Here is a 16,689-nt window from a genome sequence, read left to right on the forward strand (position 1 = left end):
CGACTGCGGTGTGTCAGAGACATCAACGTTGGCTGACACACCGCTGTCGTCCGAATGCGGCCCAGACCAAGCGCGCTCCTACAAGATCGGAATCGCGAAATCGTCCGCGCGATCGATCACTGCCCCTGATTCATCCCCACCTTGCTCACCGCACCTTGCTCAAGCTCCCACTTCTTGAGGATCTTGCCGTAGGTGCCGTCGTCGACCATCGCCTGCATCGCTTCGGCGATAGCCTGGGCTAGTTCAGGGTTGGACTTGTTCACACCAAGCCCCGTGAACTGCTTGGAAATCGCCAGGCCGATCGGCTTGTAGGTGTCCTTCTCTTGGGACATCAGGTACGGAATGGTTTCGCTGCCTTGCATGGCGGCGTCCAGACGGCCCTGGCGCAATTGAGCGCGAGCGTCGGCCGAACCTTCGGAGCCGGTCACGATGATTGCCGGTTTGCCCGCCGCTTCGCAGTTCTCCTTGCTCCACGCGGCGATTTCAGCCGGCCAGGTCGTGCGGCGGCTGGTGCCGACTTTCTTGCCACACAGGTCGGTCAACTGGTTCAGCTCGGTGTTCTTGGTCAGCGTGTACAGCTGCGGGCCGCTGGTGAAGTAGTCGACGAAGGTCACCGACTTCTGGCGCTCGGCGGTATCGGTCATGCCCGACAGGATGATGTCGAAGCGCTTGGTCACCAGGCCGCTGACCATCTGCTCGAAGGCGGTTTCCTGCCATTTGATCTTCACGCCCAGACGTTCGGCCAGAGCGTTGCCCAGGTCCACATCGAGGCCGGTCAGGGTGTTGGTGGCGGTGTCCTTGAAGTCCATCGGCGGGTAGTTCGGCACGATGGCGGCGGTGATTTCGCCTTTGTCCTTGATGCTGGCGGGCAGCTCGGCGAAGGCCGCAGTGGAAGCCATCAGGCCGGCGAGCAGAGTCGGGAGGATCAGTTTTTTCATGGTCGTTCTCGTTTGTTCTGGTTTAGGTGCGAACGGCAGAAATGAAGCTTTGGGTTCGTGGGTTTTGTGGGCTTATTAGAATGTCTTCGGGGCTACCGGCCTCCACAATCTGGCCGCCGTCCATGAACATCATGCGGTTGGACACTTCGCGAGCGAAGCCCAGCTCATGGGTCACGACGATCATGGTCATGCCGCTGTGCGCCAGATCGCGCATCACCGACAACACTTCGCCAACCAGCTCCGGATCGAGGGCGGAAGTGGGCTCGTCGAACAGCATCAGCTTGGGCCGCATGGCCAGCGCGCGGGCAATCGCCACGCGCTGTTGCTGCCCGCCCGACAGTTCGACGGGATAGGAATGGCGCTTGTCCGCAAGCCCTACGCGAGCCAGCAATTCGATTGCTTCCTCGTTGGCTTCCTTGGGCGAGCGCTTGAGCACCTGGATCGGGCCTTCGATGACGTTCTGCAGCGCCGTCATGTGCGGAAACAGGTTGAAACGCTGGAACACCATGCCGGTGCTCAGGCGCTGGCGGGCGACTTGCGCGTCAGTCAGTTCGTGCAGCTTGTTGCCGACCACGCGATAACCGACCAGCTCGCCATCGACCCACAGGCCGCCCTTGTCGATCTTTTCCAGCTGGTTCACGCAGCGCAGCAGGGTGCTCTTACCCGAGCCCGAAGGCCCGATGATGCACAGCACTTCGCCTTGTTCGACCTCGATGCTGACGTCCTTGAGGGCGTGGAATTGGTCGTAGTATTTGTTCAGGCCGACGGCTTTGACGATGCTTCTCATGCTTGTTCTCCAGGGCCTGACTTACGAACGCTTGCCGGCGCCGCGAGCGAAACGCAGCTCCAGACGGCTTTGACCGAACGACAACACCGTGACCACGGCCAGGTACCAGATGCCGGCGACGATCAGCAGCTCCATCACGCGGGCGTTGGCGTAGTAGATGTTCTGCGCGTTGTGCAGCAGTTCGGAGTACTGGATGACGCTGGCCAGGCTGGTCATCTTCACCATGCTGATGAATTCGTTGCCCACCGGCGGAATGATCACGCGCATGGCCTGGGGCAGGATCACCCGGCGCAGCGCTTGCAGGCGCGGCATGCCGATGGATTTGGCCGCTTCGTACTGGCCGGTGTCCACCGACAGCAGGCCGGCGCGCACCACCTCGGCGGTGTACGCGCCCTGGTTGATCGACAGGCCCAGCAGTGCGGCCACGAACGGCGTCATCAGGCTGACCGTGTCGAGCTGGAACACGCCGGGAATGCCGATCACCGGGAAGATCAGCGCCAGGTTGAACCACAGCAGCAGTTGCAGGATCAGCGGCGTGCCGCGAAACAGCCAGGTGTAGGTGATGGCCACATAGCGCAGGATCGGGTTGGCCGACATGCGCATGATCGCGGTGATCACGCCGATCACCACGCCCAGGATCATCGCCAGAATCGACATGACGATGGTGTTCACCAGGCCCCACAGAATGGCTTCGGAAGTCAGGAACTGGCCGATGTAGCCCCACTCGATCTGCCCGTTGGCAAATGCCCGGGCCAGGCCCGCCAGGGCGATGACGATCAGCGTGGCGAAGAAGATCCGTCCGTAATAGCGACGCGGGACGTGTTCGTACTGGGTGATGTCGAACTCGTTCTCGGTCTTCTTGCGTTCGGCTTGCAGACGCTCTGCCTGGTTCTGGTTCATGGTGTGTCTCCGAAGCGTGTGCTGGCCGTGCGTATTCGATTTCAGCGAGTCATCGTCGGGCCGGTCAGTGTGTTCGGGCACGCTTTCGAGGCTGGGTGTTCGCTGAGAGTGAGGGGCAGTCTTGCGTTAAAAGTCCTGATCGAAGTGTCAGGTTTCATGGGGCTTAGATCAGCGGCCGGGTCATTGATCCGGGCGTCGAGTCGATGGTTGCCAATCGCCATTTTCTGTGGTCATTATTGTCATTCGGGCATGTTTTTGTTGCGGGTCAAAGCCTGTTGAATATGACGGGCGAGGTAAATCAGCATTATGGAAACTCCACTTTCCACTTCTGGAAACGTGCCACCTCAACCGGGCTATCGCCCACCCATTTCCCTCAGCGGGATGGACTTCAAACTGCTGCGAGTGTTTCAGGCGGTGGTCGAGGCCGGCGGCTTCAGCGCCGCGCAGAACGAGCTGAACGTGGGGCTCGCCGCGATCAGCAAACAGATTTCGGACCTTGAAATCCGCATCGGCATGCGGCTGTGTACCCGGGGCCGGGAAGGGTTTCATCTGACAGAAGAAGGCAAGCTGGTCTATCAGGCCGCCATCGAACTATTTGCCTCGGTGGACACTTTCCGCGACCGCATAAGTTCGGCGCAGAACGAACTGATCGGAGACTTGAGTATCGGCGTTATCGACAACACGATGTCCGATAAAAGTTCGCCCTTAATAACATCGCTTCGAACAATGCACGATGAAGCGCCCAAAGTAAGACTGCGCCTGCATGCTTCGCAACTTGATGAAATCGAACGCGGGGTGGTCGAAGGTCGGCTGACCGTCGGGATCGTGCCGGTCTACCAGCGCCGCGAAGAGTTCGACTATTTCGAGTTGTACGAAGAACATGCCCACGCCTACTGCGCCGAGGGGCATCCGCTGTTCGACGCCGACGACCAGGCGCTAGACGTCGACAGCCTGCGCCACCATCAGGTCATCAACCACCGTTACGCAATCCACCGGGACAAGGCCAGTTTCGTCAACTACGACAGCCAGTCGGCGTCCGCTTCACAGGTCGAAGCCGTGGCGATCCTGATCCTGACGGGACGGTTCATCGGCTTCCTCCCGGAGCACTACGCCCGCAACCTGGTTCGCGACGGCCAACTGCGCGCCCTGCGCCCGGACCTCATCCACCTGCGCACCCCCTTCAACCTCATCCTGCGCCACAACGCCCCACGCAGCCCGCTGGTCAAAGCGTTCGCACAGGCGTTGGGGGTGGATTTGAAGCGGGAGGTGTAGGCGCGGTCGAGTTCGCTCGCTGTGCGGGAGCTTGCCCGCAAAGCGTCGGCAATCAGGCGATAGCTGCAAATGTCAGCCCGGTTGCGTGGACAACCCGGCGCATTGTTTTCAAGGTTGGATTGCCGCTTGGGGCGAGTGCCCGACGCAGGCTTTCACGGGAGAGCCCGGTTTTCTCTGCTACCACGGCCAGGCCGCCGCGTGCTTCAACCACATGCCTCAAGGCTGACAGAAAGGCAGACTCACCGCCTTCCTGGTCCAACTCCTCGAACGCGATCCGCAGATATTCCGCCGCGAATTGTGGATCATCACGAATCATCGCAATGACTGTATCGTCGTGATCACGTGATCTGGTCATGGCTTTCTCCGCTGGGTGAGGTGGTTGGTACATCCCAGGTTTACCCGCTGGATGTGAATTGATCGGACGCTATGACCGATAGCCGACCGCAGCCAAAAAATGGGTTGCCTATGCCCGTAGCAGTCCGGCTTGCCGGCGACGGCGTTTGCGAAGTCGCTATCGCCGGCAAGCCGGACTGCTACCTCTGAATTTCGCAAGTCTTAGCGGCCATACCCCGGCAGGCCCCAGTCTTCCAGCGGAAACTCAGCCAGCGACCCCAGCATCAGGTCGGCGTGGGCGTACTGCTCGGCGGGCATGTTCGAGTCCGGCACGGCTACGGCGTACATTCCGGCTGTCTTGGCGGCTGTCACGCCAAAGGGCGAGTCCTCGAACACCAGGCAATCGGCAGGATCTACGCCCAGATTGCGCGCGGCGACCAGGAAGATGTCCGGCGCAGGCTTGGCGGCGGTCACGTCCTGGTGGTCAGCCGTCACCACGTGCCTGAACAGCTCGAACCAGGAACGGTGGTTGCTCGTCTTCACGTGGAAGTAGTGCAGCGAGGAACTGGTGCCCACGGCAATCGGAATGTTGTGCTCGGCCAGATGACGCACCAGCGCTTCGGCGCCGTGCATCGGCTGGGCGTGAGGGAAGCGCTCGTCGAGCATGGGCTGGCGCACGGTGAGGAATTCGTCGGCGGACATCGGCAGCTCAAGCGCACCGATCACGTATTCGGCGAAGTCCTGCGAGCCGCGGCCGATGGAGTGCTGTTTGACGGACCAGTCGAAGGTCTTGCCGTGCCAGTTTGCGATGGTGTTGGTCACTTCGGTGTAGATGCCCTCGGTGTCCAGCAGCAGGCCGTCCATGTCGAAGATCACCGCCTTGATCGGTCCCTTGGGCTTGCGCGTGTCGCTCATCTCATCGATCCCTTATCGCAGGTTGAAACCCAGCCTAACGCCGGTGCAAGGGCCATGGCTAGGCGCAACGACTGCAAAATACCCTCGGCAGGTGCTAACCTCGGCGCAGTTCTCGCCGCCCTTCGGGGTCAGGGAAGACACGATTTCTTTTCAAGAACGGACATCTTCGAGCCAATACATGAATAAATCAGCCAAATTTGCCGTAGGCATCGTCGTGGTTGCAGGCGCTGTCATCACCGCAGGCGCCTGGTACACAGGGACGCGTCTTGAGGGCGTGCTCGGTGATGCCGTTGCCCAGGCCAATCAGCAGATGCAGGCTGCGCTTGTCGGCCACCAGGGCAGCGGGAGCGTGCAACTGGTTTCCCTCGAACGCCATTTCTTCACCAGCACCGCGCATTACAAGCTCACTTTCCAGACGCCAAAACTCAACGACGGCCAGCCGGTCGAGTTGCTGTTCGTGGATAACATCGAGCACGGTCCGTTTCCATGGAGCCGCGTGAAATCCCTGCAACTGGTGCCGGCAATGGCCGCCAGCAACACGCAGTTGGAGAAGAACCTCTACGCCGAAAAATGGTTCGCCATGACGGGCGACCAGCCGCCGCTGACCGGGCATTTCAGCATGGGCTACGACCGGGCCACCAAAGGCCGCGTCGAGGTGCGACCGTTCCAGTTCAGCAATCAGCAAGGCTCGTTCAGCTTCTCTGGCTTTACCCTCAATGCCACTGGCAGCGCCGATGGCGAGAAGCTCGAAGCCAACGGCTTGTTGGGTAGCCTGGACGTGACCGCCACCTCCGAAGAGGGCCCGGTCAAACTGAGCCTGCGCGATCTGACGTTCAACACCGGTGGCACCAAAGGCAAGTCCGGCTTCTATCTGGGCCACAGCGATGCGAAGGCAAGCTCGGCGATGTTCGAAGCTGCCGGTCGCCCGCCGATCGAGTTCAAGAACTTCGTCAACACCAGCCTGTTGCAGGAAGTCGAAGGCAACCTCAACGCCCAGGTGAGCTACGACATCGGCACGATCAACGTCGATGGCAAGGAGATCGGCTCTGCGCGGATGCTCTGGAAATTCGCCAACTTCGACATCGACTCGACCAAGGCCCTGCTGAAGATCTATCAGGAAAAAGTCCAGCCGCAGGCCCAGGCCGCAGCGGCGATGGGCGAATCCTATACGCCACATCTGAGCGCAGCGGACCAGGCGCTGGTGCAGGCTGAAGTCGGCAAGCTGCTGACCGCCAAACCCCATATCGAGCTGGAAAAGCTGTCCCTCAAGACCGCAAGCGGCGAAAGCCATTTCAGCCTGGCGATGGACCTGGCCAACCCGACTTCCCTCGACCAGCCTGGCGCGCAACTGCTCAAGCAACTGCTGACCCAACTGGACGCCAGGCTGGTGCTGTCCAAGCCGATGATTCAGGACCTGGCCGCGCTGCAGGCCAAATCTGCTGGCCAGACCGACCCCGCCGCCATCGCACAGCACGCCCAAGGCACGGCCGAATCGGTCGGTGGCATGGCGGTGATGCTGCAAGTGGGCAAGGTCGAAGGCGACAACATCGTCTCCAATCTGCACTACGCCGATGATGTGGTGGACTTCAACGGCGTGAAGATGAGCGCCCAGCAGTTTGCCGCCGCGATGATGGGCAAAGTGGTCATGCTCAACGGCGGGCAGTGAACCACCGTTATCTTGCCAGCGCGTGTGAGCCGGTGAACGCGCGGTAAGCACCCGGCGGCCGGGTTTCGAGCAGTTGCGCAAGCAGTTGGTCGATGAACTGGTCGCCGTTTTCCACGCTGGTATCGACTACGTACTCCGGCTCGATCGGCGGCTCGTAAGGGCTGTCGATGCCGGTGAAGTTGCGGATCCGTCCTTCGCGCACAGCTTTGTACAGCCCCTTCGCATCGCGGCGCATGCATTCGCTCAGCGGCGTGTTGACGTGCACCTCGATGAACTGCCCTTCGGAGAAGAGCTGGCGACAGGCATCACGGTCTTCGCGATACGGCGAAATCGCCGAAACGATCACGATCAGCCCCGCATCCACCATGAGCTTCGCGACCTCGCCGATGCGCCGGACATTTTCCCGACGGCTCTGCTCGCACATGCCCAGATCCTGGCACAGGCCCCGACGCAGGCGATCTCCGTCAAGCAGGTAACTGTGCAGGCCGTGGGCGACGAGTGTCTGGTCCAGCCGGTTTCCCAGGGTGGTCTTGCCGGCCCCGGACAGCCCCGTGAACCAGATGCAGCAGGCGCGCTGGCGCTTGAGCGATTCACGCTCGTCCTGGCCCACGGACAGGGGCGAGGCGATGATGGTCGGACGTGGCTCAATCATAGGAAAACAACTCGTAGTCTCGGGCGTAGACCTCGCGGATTCGCTTGCGCGAGGCGTCGGAACACAGGCCGGCGGTCTGATAGCGCGGGCCGGGCGAGCGGTTGAGGTGGCGCAGTTGAGCGCTGATATCCAGGTGCTCGCAGAGCGCGGCGAAATCCGACTCCAGGTGTTCCTGGCGGCCAATGAAATCGACGGCGATCTGGCCCATGCTGTTTTGCAGAAAATGATATTGCGGCGCGAAATGTATTTGTTTCGATACGTTTTCCGGATGCAGCCAGCCATCCACGAATGCGTCGAAGCGCGAATAACGGCTGACCAACTCGTAAGCCGCTCTATCCCGGGGCTGCGGATTTTGCAGTAAGTAACGATAAGCCGACAGTGCTCGATGTAATGGATCGCGTACAAAGCCAAACTTGAAGTATTGCTCATAGCGGTCTTTGAACTGCTTCTCATACCAGTACAACGGCAGATGACCGGTGGGCGTGTCGCCAAATATCGACATCGCCACGCTGCTGCCAGCGCACTTGGGGACGTGGATGAAGATGCATTCGAAATGGTCGAAAGCCTCGGGAAACCGGGCCTTGCGCGACAGCGTCTTGTTGACCACCTGGCGGTCGACGACAGAAAGCCGCTCCAGCAGAAACTCGCGGTGGCTCTTTGGAAACAACTTCCAGAGTAGGTGATTCATGAGGGGTGACCTGTAACGAGGTATGTAGCGAATTTCAGGTTACAGGCAGTTATAACGGGCGGGGCGAACTTTGCAAATACTTTACGTAAGTGGCAAGTTCAACTGATAAATGTATAGTTTGTATGGTTGTTGTTACATGTTCCTGTTTTGGATTTTGTAACATGCACTAACTGGCTGTTTTCCTTGCTGTTAAAAAGTATCTATTTTGTGAATCACCGCTCACCTTGTAGGAGCGCGCTTGCCCGCGACCGCGATCTGCCTGTGCCAAATGTGTTGAATGACACGACGCAATCGCGGGTAAGCGCGCTCCTACAGGCTTACCGGGCGAACCAGACCTGAAACTCCGGGTAGGTCAGCGCCTTGTACGCCGTAAACACCAGCACCACCGCGGCAAATATCAGCGGCCCGCGTTTCACCCTGGCAAACCGCTCACCGATCTTCTCGCGCAGCGCCGCATATGCCTTCGGATAGCGTCCGGGCGAGGCAAATATCCACAGCAGCATAAGCACGGCAAAACACCCCGATTCCCACGCCCCCACTTGCGAACCCATGTAGCTCGCAAGCGCCAGCGGCACGCCGTGACGCATCACCAGCGCCTGGCACCCGGGCCAGCTCAGCCAATCCGGCAGCAACCGGCTGCTCAGCCACTCGTCCTGACGTTGCAGGGCGGTCGCGACCGGCCCCCAGATGCGCATGACGAACATGCACACCGCAGTCATCAGCACCGGGTACACACCCAAGAGTGCCGCGACATCCGCAAACGAGGTCGGCCGCGACAGCATGTGCTGCGGCAGGGTGCAGGTCAGCGCCATGAGCATCCAGCCAATCCACAGCCAGCGGCGCACGTGAACCGGGCGCGTGTGCAATTCACGCCAGCCTTGCAGGTCGGCATTGGGGAAATGCTCCAGCAGGTCCGGGAAGCGATGGGTCAACTTGCTGCACAACAGCTCGCAGGCTTCCCACAGATCGGCATTGCCGTTGCGCACCAGATGCACACGCTCGGCATTGCTGGCGGGTGGGTCGAGCACCAGTACGGCGGCTTGCTCATCGGTGCGGGTCGAGCCACGGATCAGGCTGCGCTGAAGCTGCTTGAGGTACTCCTGTTTCTCGCAACGCTCGATCAGGCCGTGCCAGATGAAATCGGGCTGCGGTGTCGTGCGGCTGTTGATGTCCCAGCCAAACAAGGTGCAGATCCGGTCGAACAGCGATGGCGACCAGCCCTGGGTGTTGTGCAGAAACACCAGCATCCAGCGATACAACTGTTGGCGGCGCTCCAGGGCATTGAGCCACGGCTGGCGGCTCAAGGTTTCTATGGCACCGAACAGACCACGCTCGTCGCCCTTGGCCAGCGACGCCTCGAAGCCCTCGCGCTGGTCGTCCAGCAAGGCTTCGGTCAGCCAGCCTTCCTGATCGGGGTTGATGGGCGTGGTTTGCCAGGGCGTCAGCCAGTGCAGGTGCGCAATACCCGCCTGCAACAGGGGAATATTGGCCTTGGGGTCCTGCAGGCAACGGTTGAGCAACGCCTGCTGGAACGGCGCCGCGCAGCCTTGCTCCTGGGCTTGCAGATACTGTTGCTGCAGGTTGCTGTCGGTCGTGTGGCTGGCCAGCTCCAGTGCCAGCTTGGCGGCGAGCTCCGAAGACGTCGGGCCCCAATCGGTCAGCGCAGGCTGCTCGGCACTCATCTGCTGCGGCGCGATTTCAGGCTCGTCGCTGATCGAGGAAATCTCGACCTCAACGTACTCGTCCTCGTCTTCGTATTCGCGCATCCGCGCCCAGTTGAGCGCATGTTCATAGGCTTCGCGCAGGCGCTGAAACGCCTGCGGATCGTCGTCCGGACGATTGACCTTCAACAGCCTGGCGTACTGACGCTTGATGCTGCGCTCGTCAGCATCGCGGTCCAGTTCAAGAACGCTCCAATGATCCATCTGGCTTACCACTCCCCGCGTTCGAACCGGTCCACCTGCTCGACCAGACGCTTGCGCACCTCGCCGATCTGGCGTTCATCCTGAGTCTCCAGCACCTGCTGAAACTGACTCGCCCACATGCCGATCAACTCGCGGGCATCACCCAGGTATTCCTGATACAGCCGCTCCAGACGCGCCACCATATGGGTGTTCACCTGCTGCTCGCGTGGATGGATCTTCAAGGACTCCAGCGCCTTGAGCCGCTCCTGTATCTCGGCGGCAGACAGCACGCCGGGGTTGTTCTCGATGACCAGCGTGTGCGCCTCGCCGGTCATGGGGATGCGCACGTCGGCTTCCAGGATGCCGTTGCTGTCGTAGGTGAAACGCACGTCGATCTCGACCTCGCCCGCCTTGTGTGGCGGCACCTGGATTTCCAGTTCGCCCAGCGCAATGTTGTCCTTCACCAGCCGGCTTTCACCCTGGAAAATATTCACGATCACGTGGCGCTGGTTGTCCTGCAGGGTGTTCACCGTTTTCACCCGGCTCACCGGCACCACGCTGTTGCGCTCGATGATCGGCAGGTAATGGCCTGCCTCCTGAACCTTGCCCATGGTGCGCGACACTTCGATGCCCAGCGTGTAAGGGCAGACATCCGTCAGCACCACTTCTTCCAGCGCCGAATCCCGAGCCTTGAGCGCCGCCTGAATCGCCGCGCCCTGGGCCACCACCTCGTCGGGGTTGAGGGTGATGGACGGGAAGCGGCCAAACAGACTGGCCGTCAGCTTACGAATCAGCGGCATGCGCGTGGTGCCGCCCACCAGCAGGATTTCGTCCAGATCCGCGACGCGAATACGCGCATCCCGCAGCGCACGCTCGATGGGCGCGCGCAGGCGGTCGAGCAGCGGCGTGTAGAGCTTGATCAACTGGTCCTGAGTGATGCTCTGGCGCCATTCGCGGTCAGCGTGACGCAGCACGAAATCGACGCTCGCCTCCTGGCCCAGCGCCTTGCGCACCCGCTCCGCCTCGCGGCGCAGCGCCTGCTTGACCGAGTGAATGGTCGGGAACGCCGTCTCGCCCTTGTGCAGCGAAACGAAATGCTCCATCAGCAACTGATCGAAATCCTCGCCGCCCAGGAAGTTATCCCCCGCGCTGGCGCGCACCTCCATCACACCCTCGAACAACTCCAGAATCGACACGTCGAACGTGCCGCCGCCCAGGTCGAACACCAGAAAGGAAGTCTCGCCTTCCTTCTGATGCAGCCCGTAGGCCAGCGCCGCCGCCGTGGGTTCGTTGATCAGCTTGTCGACCTTCAGCCCCGCCAGCTCACCGGCTACCCGCGTCGCCTTGCGCTGCGCATCACTGAAATACGCCGGCACACTGATGACCGCCTCCGTCACCGGTTCGCCAAAGGCGCGCTCCACGTCCGCCTTCAGACTCTTGAGCACCAGCGCCGACAACTCCTCCGGCCGATAACTGCGCGCACCCAGCTTCACCTCATGAGCACTGCCCATGTGCCGCTTGAACAGCGCCGTAGTCGTACCCGGATGCGTCTGCAAACGCTCGCGAGCGGCTTTGCCCACCAGCACATGCCCCTCGTCATCCAGCCCGACGACACTAGGCGTCAACAACTCCCCCAGCGCATTGCTGACCAGTTGCGTGGCGCCATCGCGCCAGACGGCGACCAGGCTGTTGGTGGTACCAAGATCTATACCGACGATCATGCCGAACGTGCTCCTTGCGGGACTGCTGTGTCTGTATCAGGTAGACGAAAAAGACAGGGTGGTGATTAGAGGTTATCGGCGGGGAGGGGGTGGGCTTGAGATTGGGGTGCGTTCTGAGCCCTGGCCACGAAGCCGTGCTGCACAAACTCCCTCAGTGTCGGCCAAACTTAATATCTACTTTAGTGAGTGTTAAGTCAGATAATGTCTATTCTGGCAAACATTAAATAGCCGTAGTCCATCTTTTAAAGCGTGCTAAAGTCGATATTATCTAGCCTAACGCTCAATTCAGTGAACATTATGGAAGCCTTCTTCCCCGTCGCCTGCGCCGATAGCCTCAGCAAAATCGGACTTCTCGTCAAGGCCAGGCGCCTGGCCCTGGGCTTGCGTCAGTCCGACATCACCCAAGCCATCGGCGTCTCCGCCCATACCCTTCGCAAGATCGAAGGCGGCTCCGAACGCATAGACCTGCGGTCTTTCATGCTCGTGCTCTGGCGCCTGGGGCTCACCGAACAAGTCTTTGCCTCGCTGGACGGGATCGAGCAGTCGTCGCAGATCAGCCGATATGTCCAGGACGACGACACCTACCAAAGCCTCGCGTCCCGGCGGGTAAGACTGGTCAAACCCAAGCCGGAGGACTTCTGATGTCTCGTGCCTATATCTACATGGAGCATCCGCAGACTGAAGAGTTGTTGACGCCTTTACTTTCCCTTATTTCTCGGTAATCCGCGTCGAATCACTGGCACCCATCAGAGATTTCTCTAACCTCTCATCATGCCTTCCCGTGTCTTGCCGGATACCGCCTCCATGACTGTCATCTCGCGTCTCTATCAGTTCCTGATGTTCGCCCTCTGTCTGTCATCAATGGCTGTCGCGCATGCAAGCGAATGCAATCAATACGAGCCCGCAGATGCGACCTTGAGCGGTACCCTGACGCGCCAGGTCTTCCCCGGCCCTCCAGGCTTTGAAGACGTGGTCACCGGTGACGAACCACAAGTAGGCTTCTACCTGTCGCTCTCCGAGCCCCTGTGCATGACCGGCAACCAGAACGAGGCCGACATCAGCGTCGAAGACAACGAAACACTGGTGCAACTGGTACTCCAGGCCACCGACTACGACAACCTGCGCCCCTATCTGGACCAGCCGGTGGTGCTCAACGGCACACTGTTCGGCGCTGTTACCGGCTTTCACCACACTCAAGTGTTGATGCAGCAGGTGCAACTGGTCAGCGGCATGAAGGCTGCGCCTGTGGATTGCGAACTGCTGAACCAGAAAGTTGGCATGCACGAAGAAACCTACACGCCGTCGTTGCAGGGCAAAGTCATCGGCGGCAGGGCGTGGATCTATCAGGCGCCCAACCCGACGTGCAGCGACAAACGCCAATTCATCGCCCAAGGCACGCCGATCAGCGTGACGTCTATAGCGAATGGCGGGTGGGTGCGTGCGGAGGTCGCGGGCAATGGCGGCAAGCCGCTGGCGGTGTGGCTGGATCAGGCGCAGGTGTTGTTGGGGTTGGGGGATGATTGAGTGGAGGAGAGGCTTGAGGGGCTCTCCTAAAATCCTCCACTAAGAATTGCGCCAGACGGGGTTCTCTTGTGAAGCATTCGGTTTAGTTGCAGATCGCCCTATTGGGACGGTTACCAACTGCCATAGGGGATTCCATTTTTCTCGATCCACGCCTTGGCTTCCGGCTTTGGTTCTCGGTAGTAGATGCCCCGACCTCTCAGGAACGGGCCGCGTGGTTCGATTTCCGCCTGAAAGCGGCCTACCTCGATGTATCCCAGACAACCAACTCCTACCCAGACTTTGACGATACCGCCGGGAGCCATGCCCAGTGTGATCTTGTTGCGGTGTAGGGTGAGGGTTTCTCTGGCGGGCTTACAAAATACCGTCTGTGGCTTGACCATTTCGTCGCGTACCCACTGGGGTATGGCAATACGTACCTTGTAAGCTTGAGGTTCAACCAGCGATTGCCAGCGAAGAAAAAGCCGCACAGGGAGATCTACGTTGTTTATGGGCATCCCCCCCGACCCTCCGTTGTGCCAGCCTTCCGGCGTACCGGTGTAACTGGCAACACCTCCAGTTACGTGGAAAAATGGCAGCCCTCGCTGGTCGATAAGGTCAACAGTCTCGACCCAGACCTCCATATGCGCAGGCGCGACCAAGCCCACATACCAAGCGTCGTAAGGTAGTTTTGGTGGTGCCACGGAAGGTGGCCCACCCGCACAGGCGCAGAGGCTAACCAGCAATCCAGCCGCGAGAGTCAAACGAATCATTGAGGGTATCGCTGTCGTGACTCATCAGGGATGAACATAGCGACGGTTACCAGCTGCCATAGGGGATCCCATTCTTTTCGATCCACGCCTTGGCCTCCGGTTTCGGTTCACGGTAATAGATGCCCCTCCCGCTCAGAAAAGGTCCGCGTGGTTCGACATCAGCTTGAAAGCGGCCGATCTCTTTATCTTTTAGGCAGGCTCCTCCGATCCACACTTTTACAATTCCACCCGGAGCCATGCCCAACGTGATGATATCTCGGTAGTCGACTTTCCATTTTTTTGACCCAGTACAGAACACGTGCTCCGGCTTAATCATTTCGTCACGAACCCATTGCGGGATTGGAATGCGAATCTTGTACGCCTGTGGCTCAACCAAAGACTGCCAGCGGAGGAAAAGCCGTTCTGGCAGATCTACATTATTGATGGGCTTTTAAGAGCCTGCGACATGCCAGCCCACTGTTTTACGGGGATAGCCTGCAACGCCACCGTGTATGTGAAAAAACGGTAGCCCTCGCAGATCAATAACGTCTACGGTCTCAACCCAGACCTCCATATGCTTGGGAGCTGCCAATGCTAAATGCCAAGCGTCGTATGGCAACTGTGGCGGTGCCACAGATGACGGCCCATTAGCGCAAGCACACAAGCTCATCAACATCCCGACAGCAAGAATCAATCGCTTCATTGCGGGTACCCCGGCTGTGGCTCATCGGGGAAGACATTGCGACGGTTACCAGCTGCCATAGGGGATTCCATTCTTCTCTATCCACGCCTTGGCTTCCGGCTTTGGTTCTCGGTAGTAGATGCCCCGACCGCTCAGGAACGGGCCGCGTGGTTCGATTTCCGCCTGGTACCGGCCTACTTCTTTGAAGCTTAGGCACGGTCCCCCGAGCCAGACTTTGACGATGCCGCCAGGAGCCATACCAAGTGAGATCACTTTCCGATAATCATTGATCCACTCTTTTGCTCCTTGGCAGTACACCTTCTCAGGTCTCACCATTTCGTCTCGCACCCATTGTGGAATAGGAATACGGAGTTTGTAGGCCTGAGGTTCAACCAACGATTGCCAGCGCAGAAACAACCGTTCCGGGAGATCCACGTTGTTGACGGGCATCCCCCCCGAGACTCCGTTATGCCAACCTTGAGACTTGCCCGTGTAACTGGCGACCCCTCCAGTTACATGGAAAAACGGCAATCGTCGCTGGTCGAGCACATCCACTGTTTCTACCCAAACTTCCATATGTTTGGGCGCGACCAATCCTACATACCAAAATTGATACGGTAACTTTGGGGAGGGGAGTGGAACAGGCCCGCTCGCACATGCCCACAGGCTGATCATTAGGCCCGTCATTCCGATCAGTCGTTTCATTGGGGGTACCCCGGCTGTGGCTCATCGGGGAAGACATTGCGACGGATATCCGGCGCTGGCTTGGCAAGCATGAATCCTTTGGTGGGCGTCCAGTGAGCTGAGCGGTGGATGTATCTTTCACGCAAAAGACTTTCCTGCACGATGGACAGCTTGACCGATGAACCTGCCAGCACCTGCTGCAGTACCTGCTCGGCAACTGGGCGTAACTCCACAGGCATCTTGAAGCGAGAGTCTTCGTCACTGATTTCGTCAAATGGCACGCCATGACGCACGCCAAGCTCCCGCATCACACGCAGGGCCACGAGCGCCAGTTCGCCACGAATGTCGCGCTCAAGGGTCACTGTCGTCCAGTAAGCTTGAGTTTCTTTTGCATTTTTTTGTGGAGGCGTCTGAGCAGCGAGCCAAGCCTTGGCTTCGACGCGGCCACTGATTGTCAGTCCCCTATCCCGCAGGCGCTGCGCCTGTACGACCATCGCCTGCCATTCCGGGTGCGACTCCAGGGATTTTCCAGCGTCCACGGTGATCCGCTGAGGTTGCACCAGCCAGACGCTTTCGGTTGCATAGGGCAGGTAGCCGCCCCCGACGTCGGAGTGCACGCCGGGCAAGGCGATCTGCAAGTGATCGCTCCCTACCGCGTTGAGGCCAAAATTGAGCCGGTGTTCGTCACGGGCGTAAAGCTGAATGACTTTGCGCGCACAGCCGGGCGGCAGGTACAGGTTGATACCGTGGTTCTCGTTGTTGGCTGGGCTGAAGTCGCCACGCTCTGGAGTGGAGATGGCTGTGACGGTATCGAACAGACCGATCAGGTTAAGTCTGATGTCCACAGATGGATCAAAGCTTTCCAGTAGTCCAAACCGCCCGGCTTCCAGTAGATCGCCAAACACACCGCGACCGGTTTTTAGGAACTCGTTGGCGCAATGACGGGCTGCAGCTGCTCCGCGACTGAAGCCGAAGATATCAACCTCTATACGTTGAACAGCTCTATGCAGATTTGTTTGCTGGAAGAGGTTCAATTGCTCTTTGAGCAATCTGGGCGTTTGGTCAACTCGAGCGACAACGCCCGTCTCACCACGACCCAAGCCTTGCCCCGCTACGGTGGCATCCTTGCCTCCACTCCGAGTACCAATGCCTTCCACATAGACCTTGATATAACCGACCTCTGCTTTCGCTGACACACGAGTTGCTGCATTGTCCGGGTACAGCTCCTGCAAATACACCACATTACTCGGCGCATTCCCGTAACTATTGTCCGGCGCCCGAGTAAACGCACTCCC

General features: G+C 59.5%; 15 protein-coding genes and 1 pseudogene. 4 read left to right on the forward strand and 12 right to left on the reverse strand.

Annotation, left to right across the window (positions count from 1 at the left end; translation table 11 throughout):
• Nucleotides 1-116: 116 nt before the first annotated feature.
• The 3 genes from ACIPOO_RS26725 to ACIPOO_RS26735 are packed head-to-tail and all read right to left on the reverse strand — an operon-like array spanning nt 117 to nt 2,625.
• On the reverse strand, nt 117-938 hold the full coding sequence (locus ACIPOO_RS26725) for an ABC transporter substrate-binding protein (RefSeq protein ID WP_400611014.1): 822 nt from the start codon (nt 936-938) through the stop codon (nt 117-119).
• 22 nt (nt 939-960) lie between these two features.
• A complete protein-coding gene (locus tag ACIPOO_RS26730; RefSeq protein ID WP_400611016.1) occupies nt 961-1,725 on the reverse strand; it encodes an amino acid ABC transporter ATP-binding protein in 765 nt (254 codons plus the stop codon).
• Nucleotides 1,726-1,746: 21 nt separating this feature from the next.
• Complete coding sequence (locus ACIPOO_RS26735) at nt 1,747-2,625, reverse strand: amino acid ABC transporter permease (RefSeq protein ID WP_274134148.1); 879 nt, start codon at nt 2,623-2,625, stop codon at nt 1,747-1,749.
• Between the two features lie 306 nt (nt 2,626-2,931).
• Here ACIPOO_RS26735 and ACIPOO_RS26740 point away from each other — a divergent pair, with 306 nt between their 5' ends.
• Nucleotides 2,932-3,897: a LysR family transcriptional regulator gene (locus ACIPOO_RS26740; protein WP_274134149.1), complete on the forward strand. Its 966-nt coding sequence runs from the start codon at nt 2,932-2,934 to the stop codon at nt 3,895-3,897.
• A gap of 52 nt (nt 3,898-3,949) precedes the next feature.
• On the opposite strand, the gene ACIPOO_RS26745 is transcribed toward ACIPOO_RS26740, so the two are convergent.
• The gene (locus ACIPOO_RS26745; protein ID WP_400611019.1) at nt 3,950-4,252 is read right to left on the reverse strand and encodes an addiction module antidote protein; all 303 of its coding nucleotides are present in this window, start codon (nt 4,250-4,252) and stop codon (nt 3,950-3,952) included.
• A 200-nt stretch (nt 4,253-4,452) separates the two neighbouring features.
• Nucleotides 4,453-5,145 (reverse strand): HAD-IA family hydrolase, encoded by a 693-nt coding sequence (locus tag ACIPOO_RS26750; protein ID WP_400611021.1) that lies wholly within the window; start codon nt 5,143-5,145, stop codon nt 4,453-4,455.
• 178 nt (nt 5,146-5,323) lie between these two features.
• Here ACIPOO_RS26750 and ACIPOO_RS26755 point away from each other — a divergent pair, with 178 nt between their 5' ends.
• Complete coding sequence (locus tag ACIPOO_RS26755; RefSeq protein WP_400611023.1) at nt 5,324-6,811, forward strand: YdgA family protein; 1,488 nt, start codon at nt 5,324-5,326, stop codon at nt 6,809-6,811.
• Between the two features lie 7 nt (nt 6,812-6,818).
• On the opposite strand, the gene cysC is transcribed toward ACIPOO_RS26755, so the two are convergent.
• From cysC to ACIPOO_RS26775, 4 genes are all read right to left on the reverse strand, one after another.
• Nucleotides 6,819-7,463, reverse strand: coding sequence for an adenylyl-sulfate kinase (gene cysC / locus ACIPOO_RS26760; protein WP_400611025.1), 645 nt, complete (start codon nt 7,461-7,463; stop codon nt 6,819-6,821).
• Nucleotides 7,456-8,151: a sulfotransferase family 2 domain-containing protein gene (locus ACIPOO_RS26765; RefSeq protein WP_274134154.1), complete on the reverse strand. Its 696-nt coding sequence runs from the start codon at nt 8,149-8,151 to the stop codon at nt 7,456-7,458. The genes cysC and ACIPOO_RS26765 overlap by 8 nt, the downstream gene beginning before the upstream one ends.
• 317 nt (nt 8,152-8,468) lie before the next feature.
• Nucleotides 8,469-10,076 (reverse strand): J domain-containing protein, encoded by a 1,608-nt coding sequence (locus ACIPOO_RS26770; RefSeq protein WP_400611027.1) that lies wholly within the window; start codon nt 10,074-10,076, stop codon nt 8,469-8,471.
• A gap of 5 nt (nt 10,077-10,081) precedes the next feature.
• A complete protein-coding gene (locus ACIPOO_RS26775; RefSeq protein WP_400611029.1) occupies nt 10,082-11,776 on the reverse strand; it encodes a molecular chaperone HscC in 1,695 nt (564 codons plus the stop codon).
• Nucleotides 11,777-12,073: 297 nt separating this feature from the next.
• Here ACIPOO_RS26775 and ACIPOO_RS26780 point away from each other — a divergent pair, with 297 nt between their 5' ends.
• Together ACIPOO_RS26780 and ACIPOO_RS26785 are read left to right on the forward strand one after the other, a co-directional pair.
• Entirely contained in the window at nt 12,074-12,418 is a 345-nt protein-coding gene (locus tag ACIPOO_RS26780) for a transcriptional regulator (RefSeq protein WP_400611031.1), read from the forward strand.
• Between the two features lie 162 nt (nt 12,419-12,580).
• On the forward strand, nt 12,581-13,300 hold the full coding sequence (locus tag ACIPOO_RS26785; RefSeq protein ID WP_400611033.1) for a DUF4431 domain-containing protein: 720 nt from the start codon (nt 12,581-12,583) through the stop codon (nt 13,298-13,300).
• Between the two features lie 110 nt (nt 13,301-13,410).
• Here ACIPOO_RS26785 and ACIPOO_RS26790 read toward each other — a convergent pair whose 3' ends face one another.
• The 3 genes and pseudogenes from ACIPOO_RS26790 to ACIPOO_RS26800 all read right to left on the reverse strand — a co-directional run bounded on the left by ACIPOO_RS26790 (nt 13,411) and on the right by ACIPOO_RS26800 (nt 15,415).
• On the reverse strand, nt 13,411-14,049 hold the full coding sequence (locus tag ACIPOO_RS26790; protein ID WP_400611035.1) for a DUF2931 family protein: 639 nt from the start codon (nt 14,047-14,049) through the stop codon (nt 13,411-13,413).
• 46 nt (nt 14,050-14,095) lie between these two features.
• Nucleotides 14,096-14,731, reverse strand: a pseudogene (locus ACIPOO_RS26795) (DUF2931 family protein).
• A 45-nt stretch (nt 14,732-14,776) separates the two neighbouring features.
• Nucleotides 14,777-15,415 (reverse strand): DUF2931 family protein, encoded by a 639-nt coding sequence (locus ACIPOO_RS26800; protein WP_400611037.1) that lies wholly within the window; start codon nt 15,413-15,415, stop codon nt 14,777-14,779.
• Nucleotides 15,416-16,689 lie beyond the last annotated feature (1,274 nt).

It is taken from the genome of Pseudomonas sp. NPDC090201, from assembly GCF_044746825.1.
GTDB lineage: Bacteria > Pseudomonadota > Gammaproteobacteria > Pseudomonadales > Pseudomonadaceae > Aquipseudomonas > Aquipseudomonas putida_AD.

Coding starts and splice junctions, on each gene's coding strand:
- ACIPOO_RS26725 (WP_400611014.1), bottom strand. CDS start 938: ATGAAAAAACTGATCCTCCCGACTCTGCTCGCCGGCCTGATGGCTTCC.
- ACIPOO_RS26730 (WP_400611016.1), bottom strand. CDS start 1,725: ATGAGAAGCATCGTCAAAGCCGTCGGCCTGAACAAATACTACGACCAA.
- ACIPOO_RS26735 (WP_274134148.1), bottom strand. CDS start 2,625: ATGAACCAGAACCAGGCAGAGCGTCTGCAAGCCGAACGCAAGAAGACC.
- ACIPOO_RS26740 (WP_274134149.1), top strand. CDS start 2,932: ATGGAAACTCCACTTTCCACTTCTGGAAACGTGCCACCTCAACCGGGC.
- ACIPOO_RS26745 (WP_400611019.1), bottom strand. CDS start 4,252: ATGACCAGATCACGTGATCACGACGATACAGTCATTGCGATGATTCGT.
- ACIPOO_RS26750 (WP_400611021.1), bottom strand. CDS start 5,145: ATGAGCGACACGCGCAAGCCCAAGGGACCGATCAAGGCGGTGATCTTC.
- ACIPOO_RS26755 (WP_400611023.1), top strand. CDS start 5,324: ATGAATAAATCAGCCAAATTTGCCGTAGGCATCGTCGTGGTTGCAGGC.
- cysC (WP_400611025.1), bottom strand. CDS start 7,463: ATGATTGAGCCACGTCCGACCATCATCGCCTCGCCCCTGTCCGTGGGC.
- ACIPOO_RS26765 (WP_274134154.1), bottom strand. CDS start 8,151: ATGAATCACCTACTCTGGAAGTTGTTTCCAAAGAGCCACCGCGAGTTT.
- ACIPOO_RS26770 (WP_400611027.1), bottom strand. CDS start 10,076: ATGGATCATTGGAGCGTTCTTGAACTGGACCGCGATGCTGACGAGCGC.
- ACIPOO_RS26775 (WP_400611029.1), bottom strand. CDS start 11,776: ATGATCGTCGGTATAGATCTTGGTACCACCAACAGCCTGGTCGCCGTC.
- ACIPOO_RS26780 (WP_400611031.1), top strand. CDS start 12,074: ATGGAAGCCTTCTTCCCCGTCGCCTGCGCCGATAGCCTCAGCAAAATC.
- ACIPOO_RS26785 (WP_400611033.1), top strand. CDS start 12,581: ATGACTGTCATCTCGCGTCTCTATCAGTTCCTGATGTTCGCCCTCTGT.
- ACIPOO_RS26790 (WP_400611035.1), bottom strand. CDS start 14,049: ATGATTCGTTTGACTCTCGCGGCTGGATTGCTGGTTAGCCTCTGCGCC.
- ACIPOO_RS26800 (WP_400611037.1), bottom strand. CDS start 15,415: ATGAAACGACTGATCGGAATGACGGGCCTAATGATCAGCCTGTGGGCA.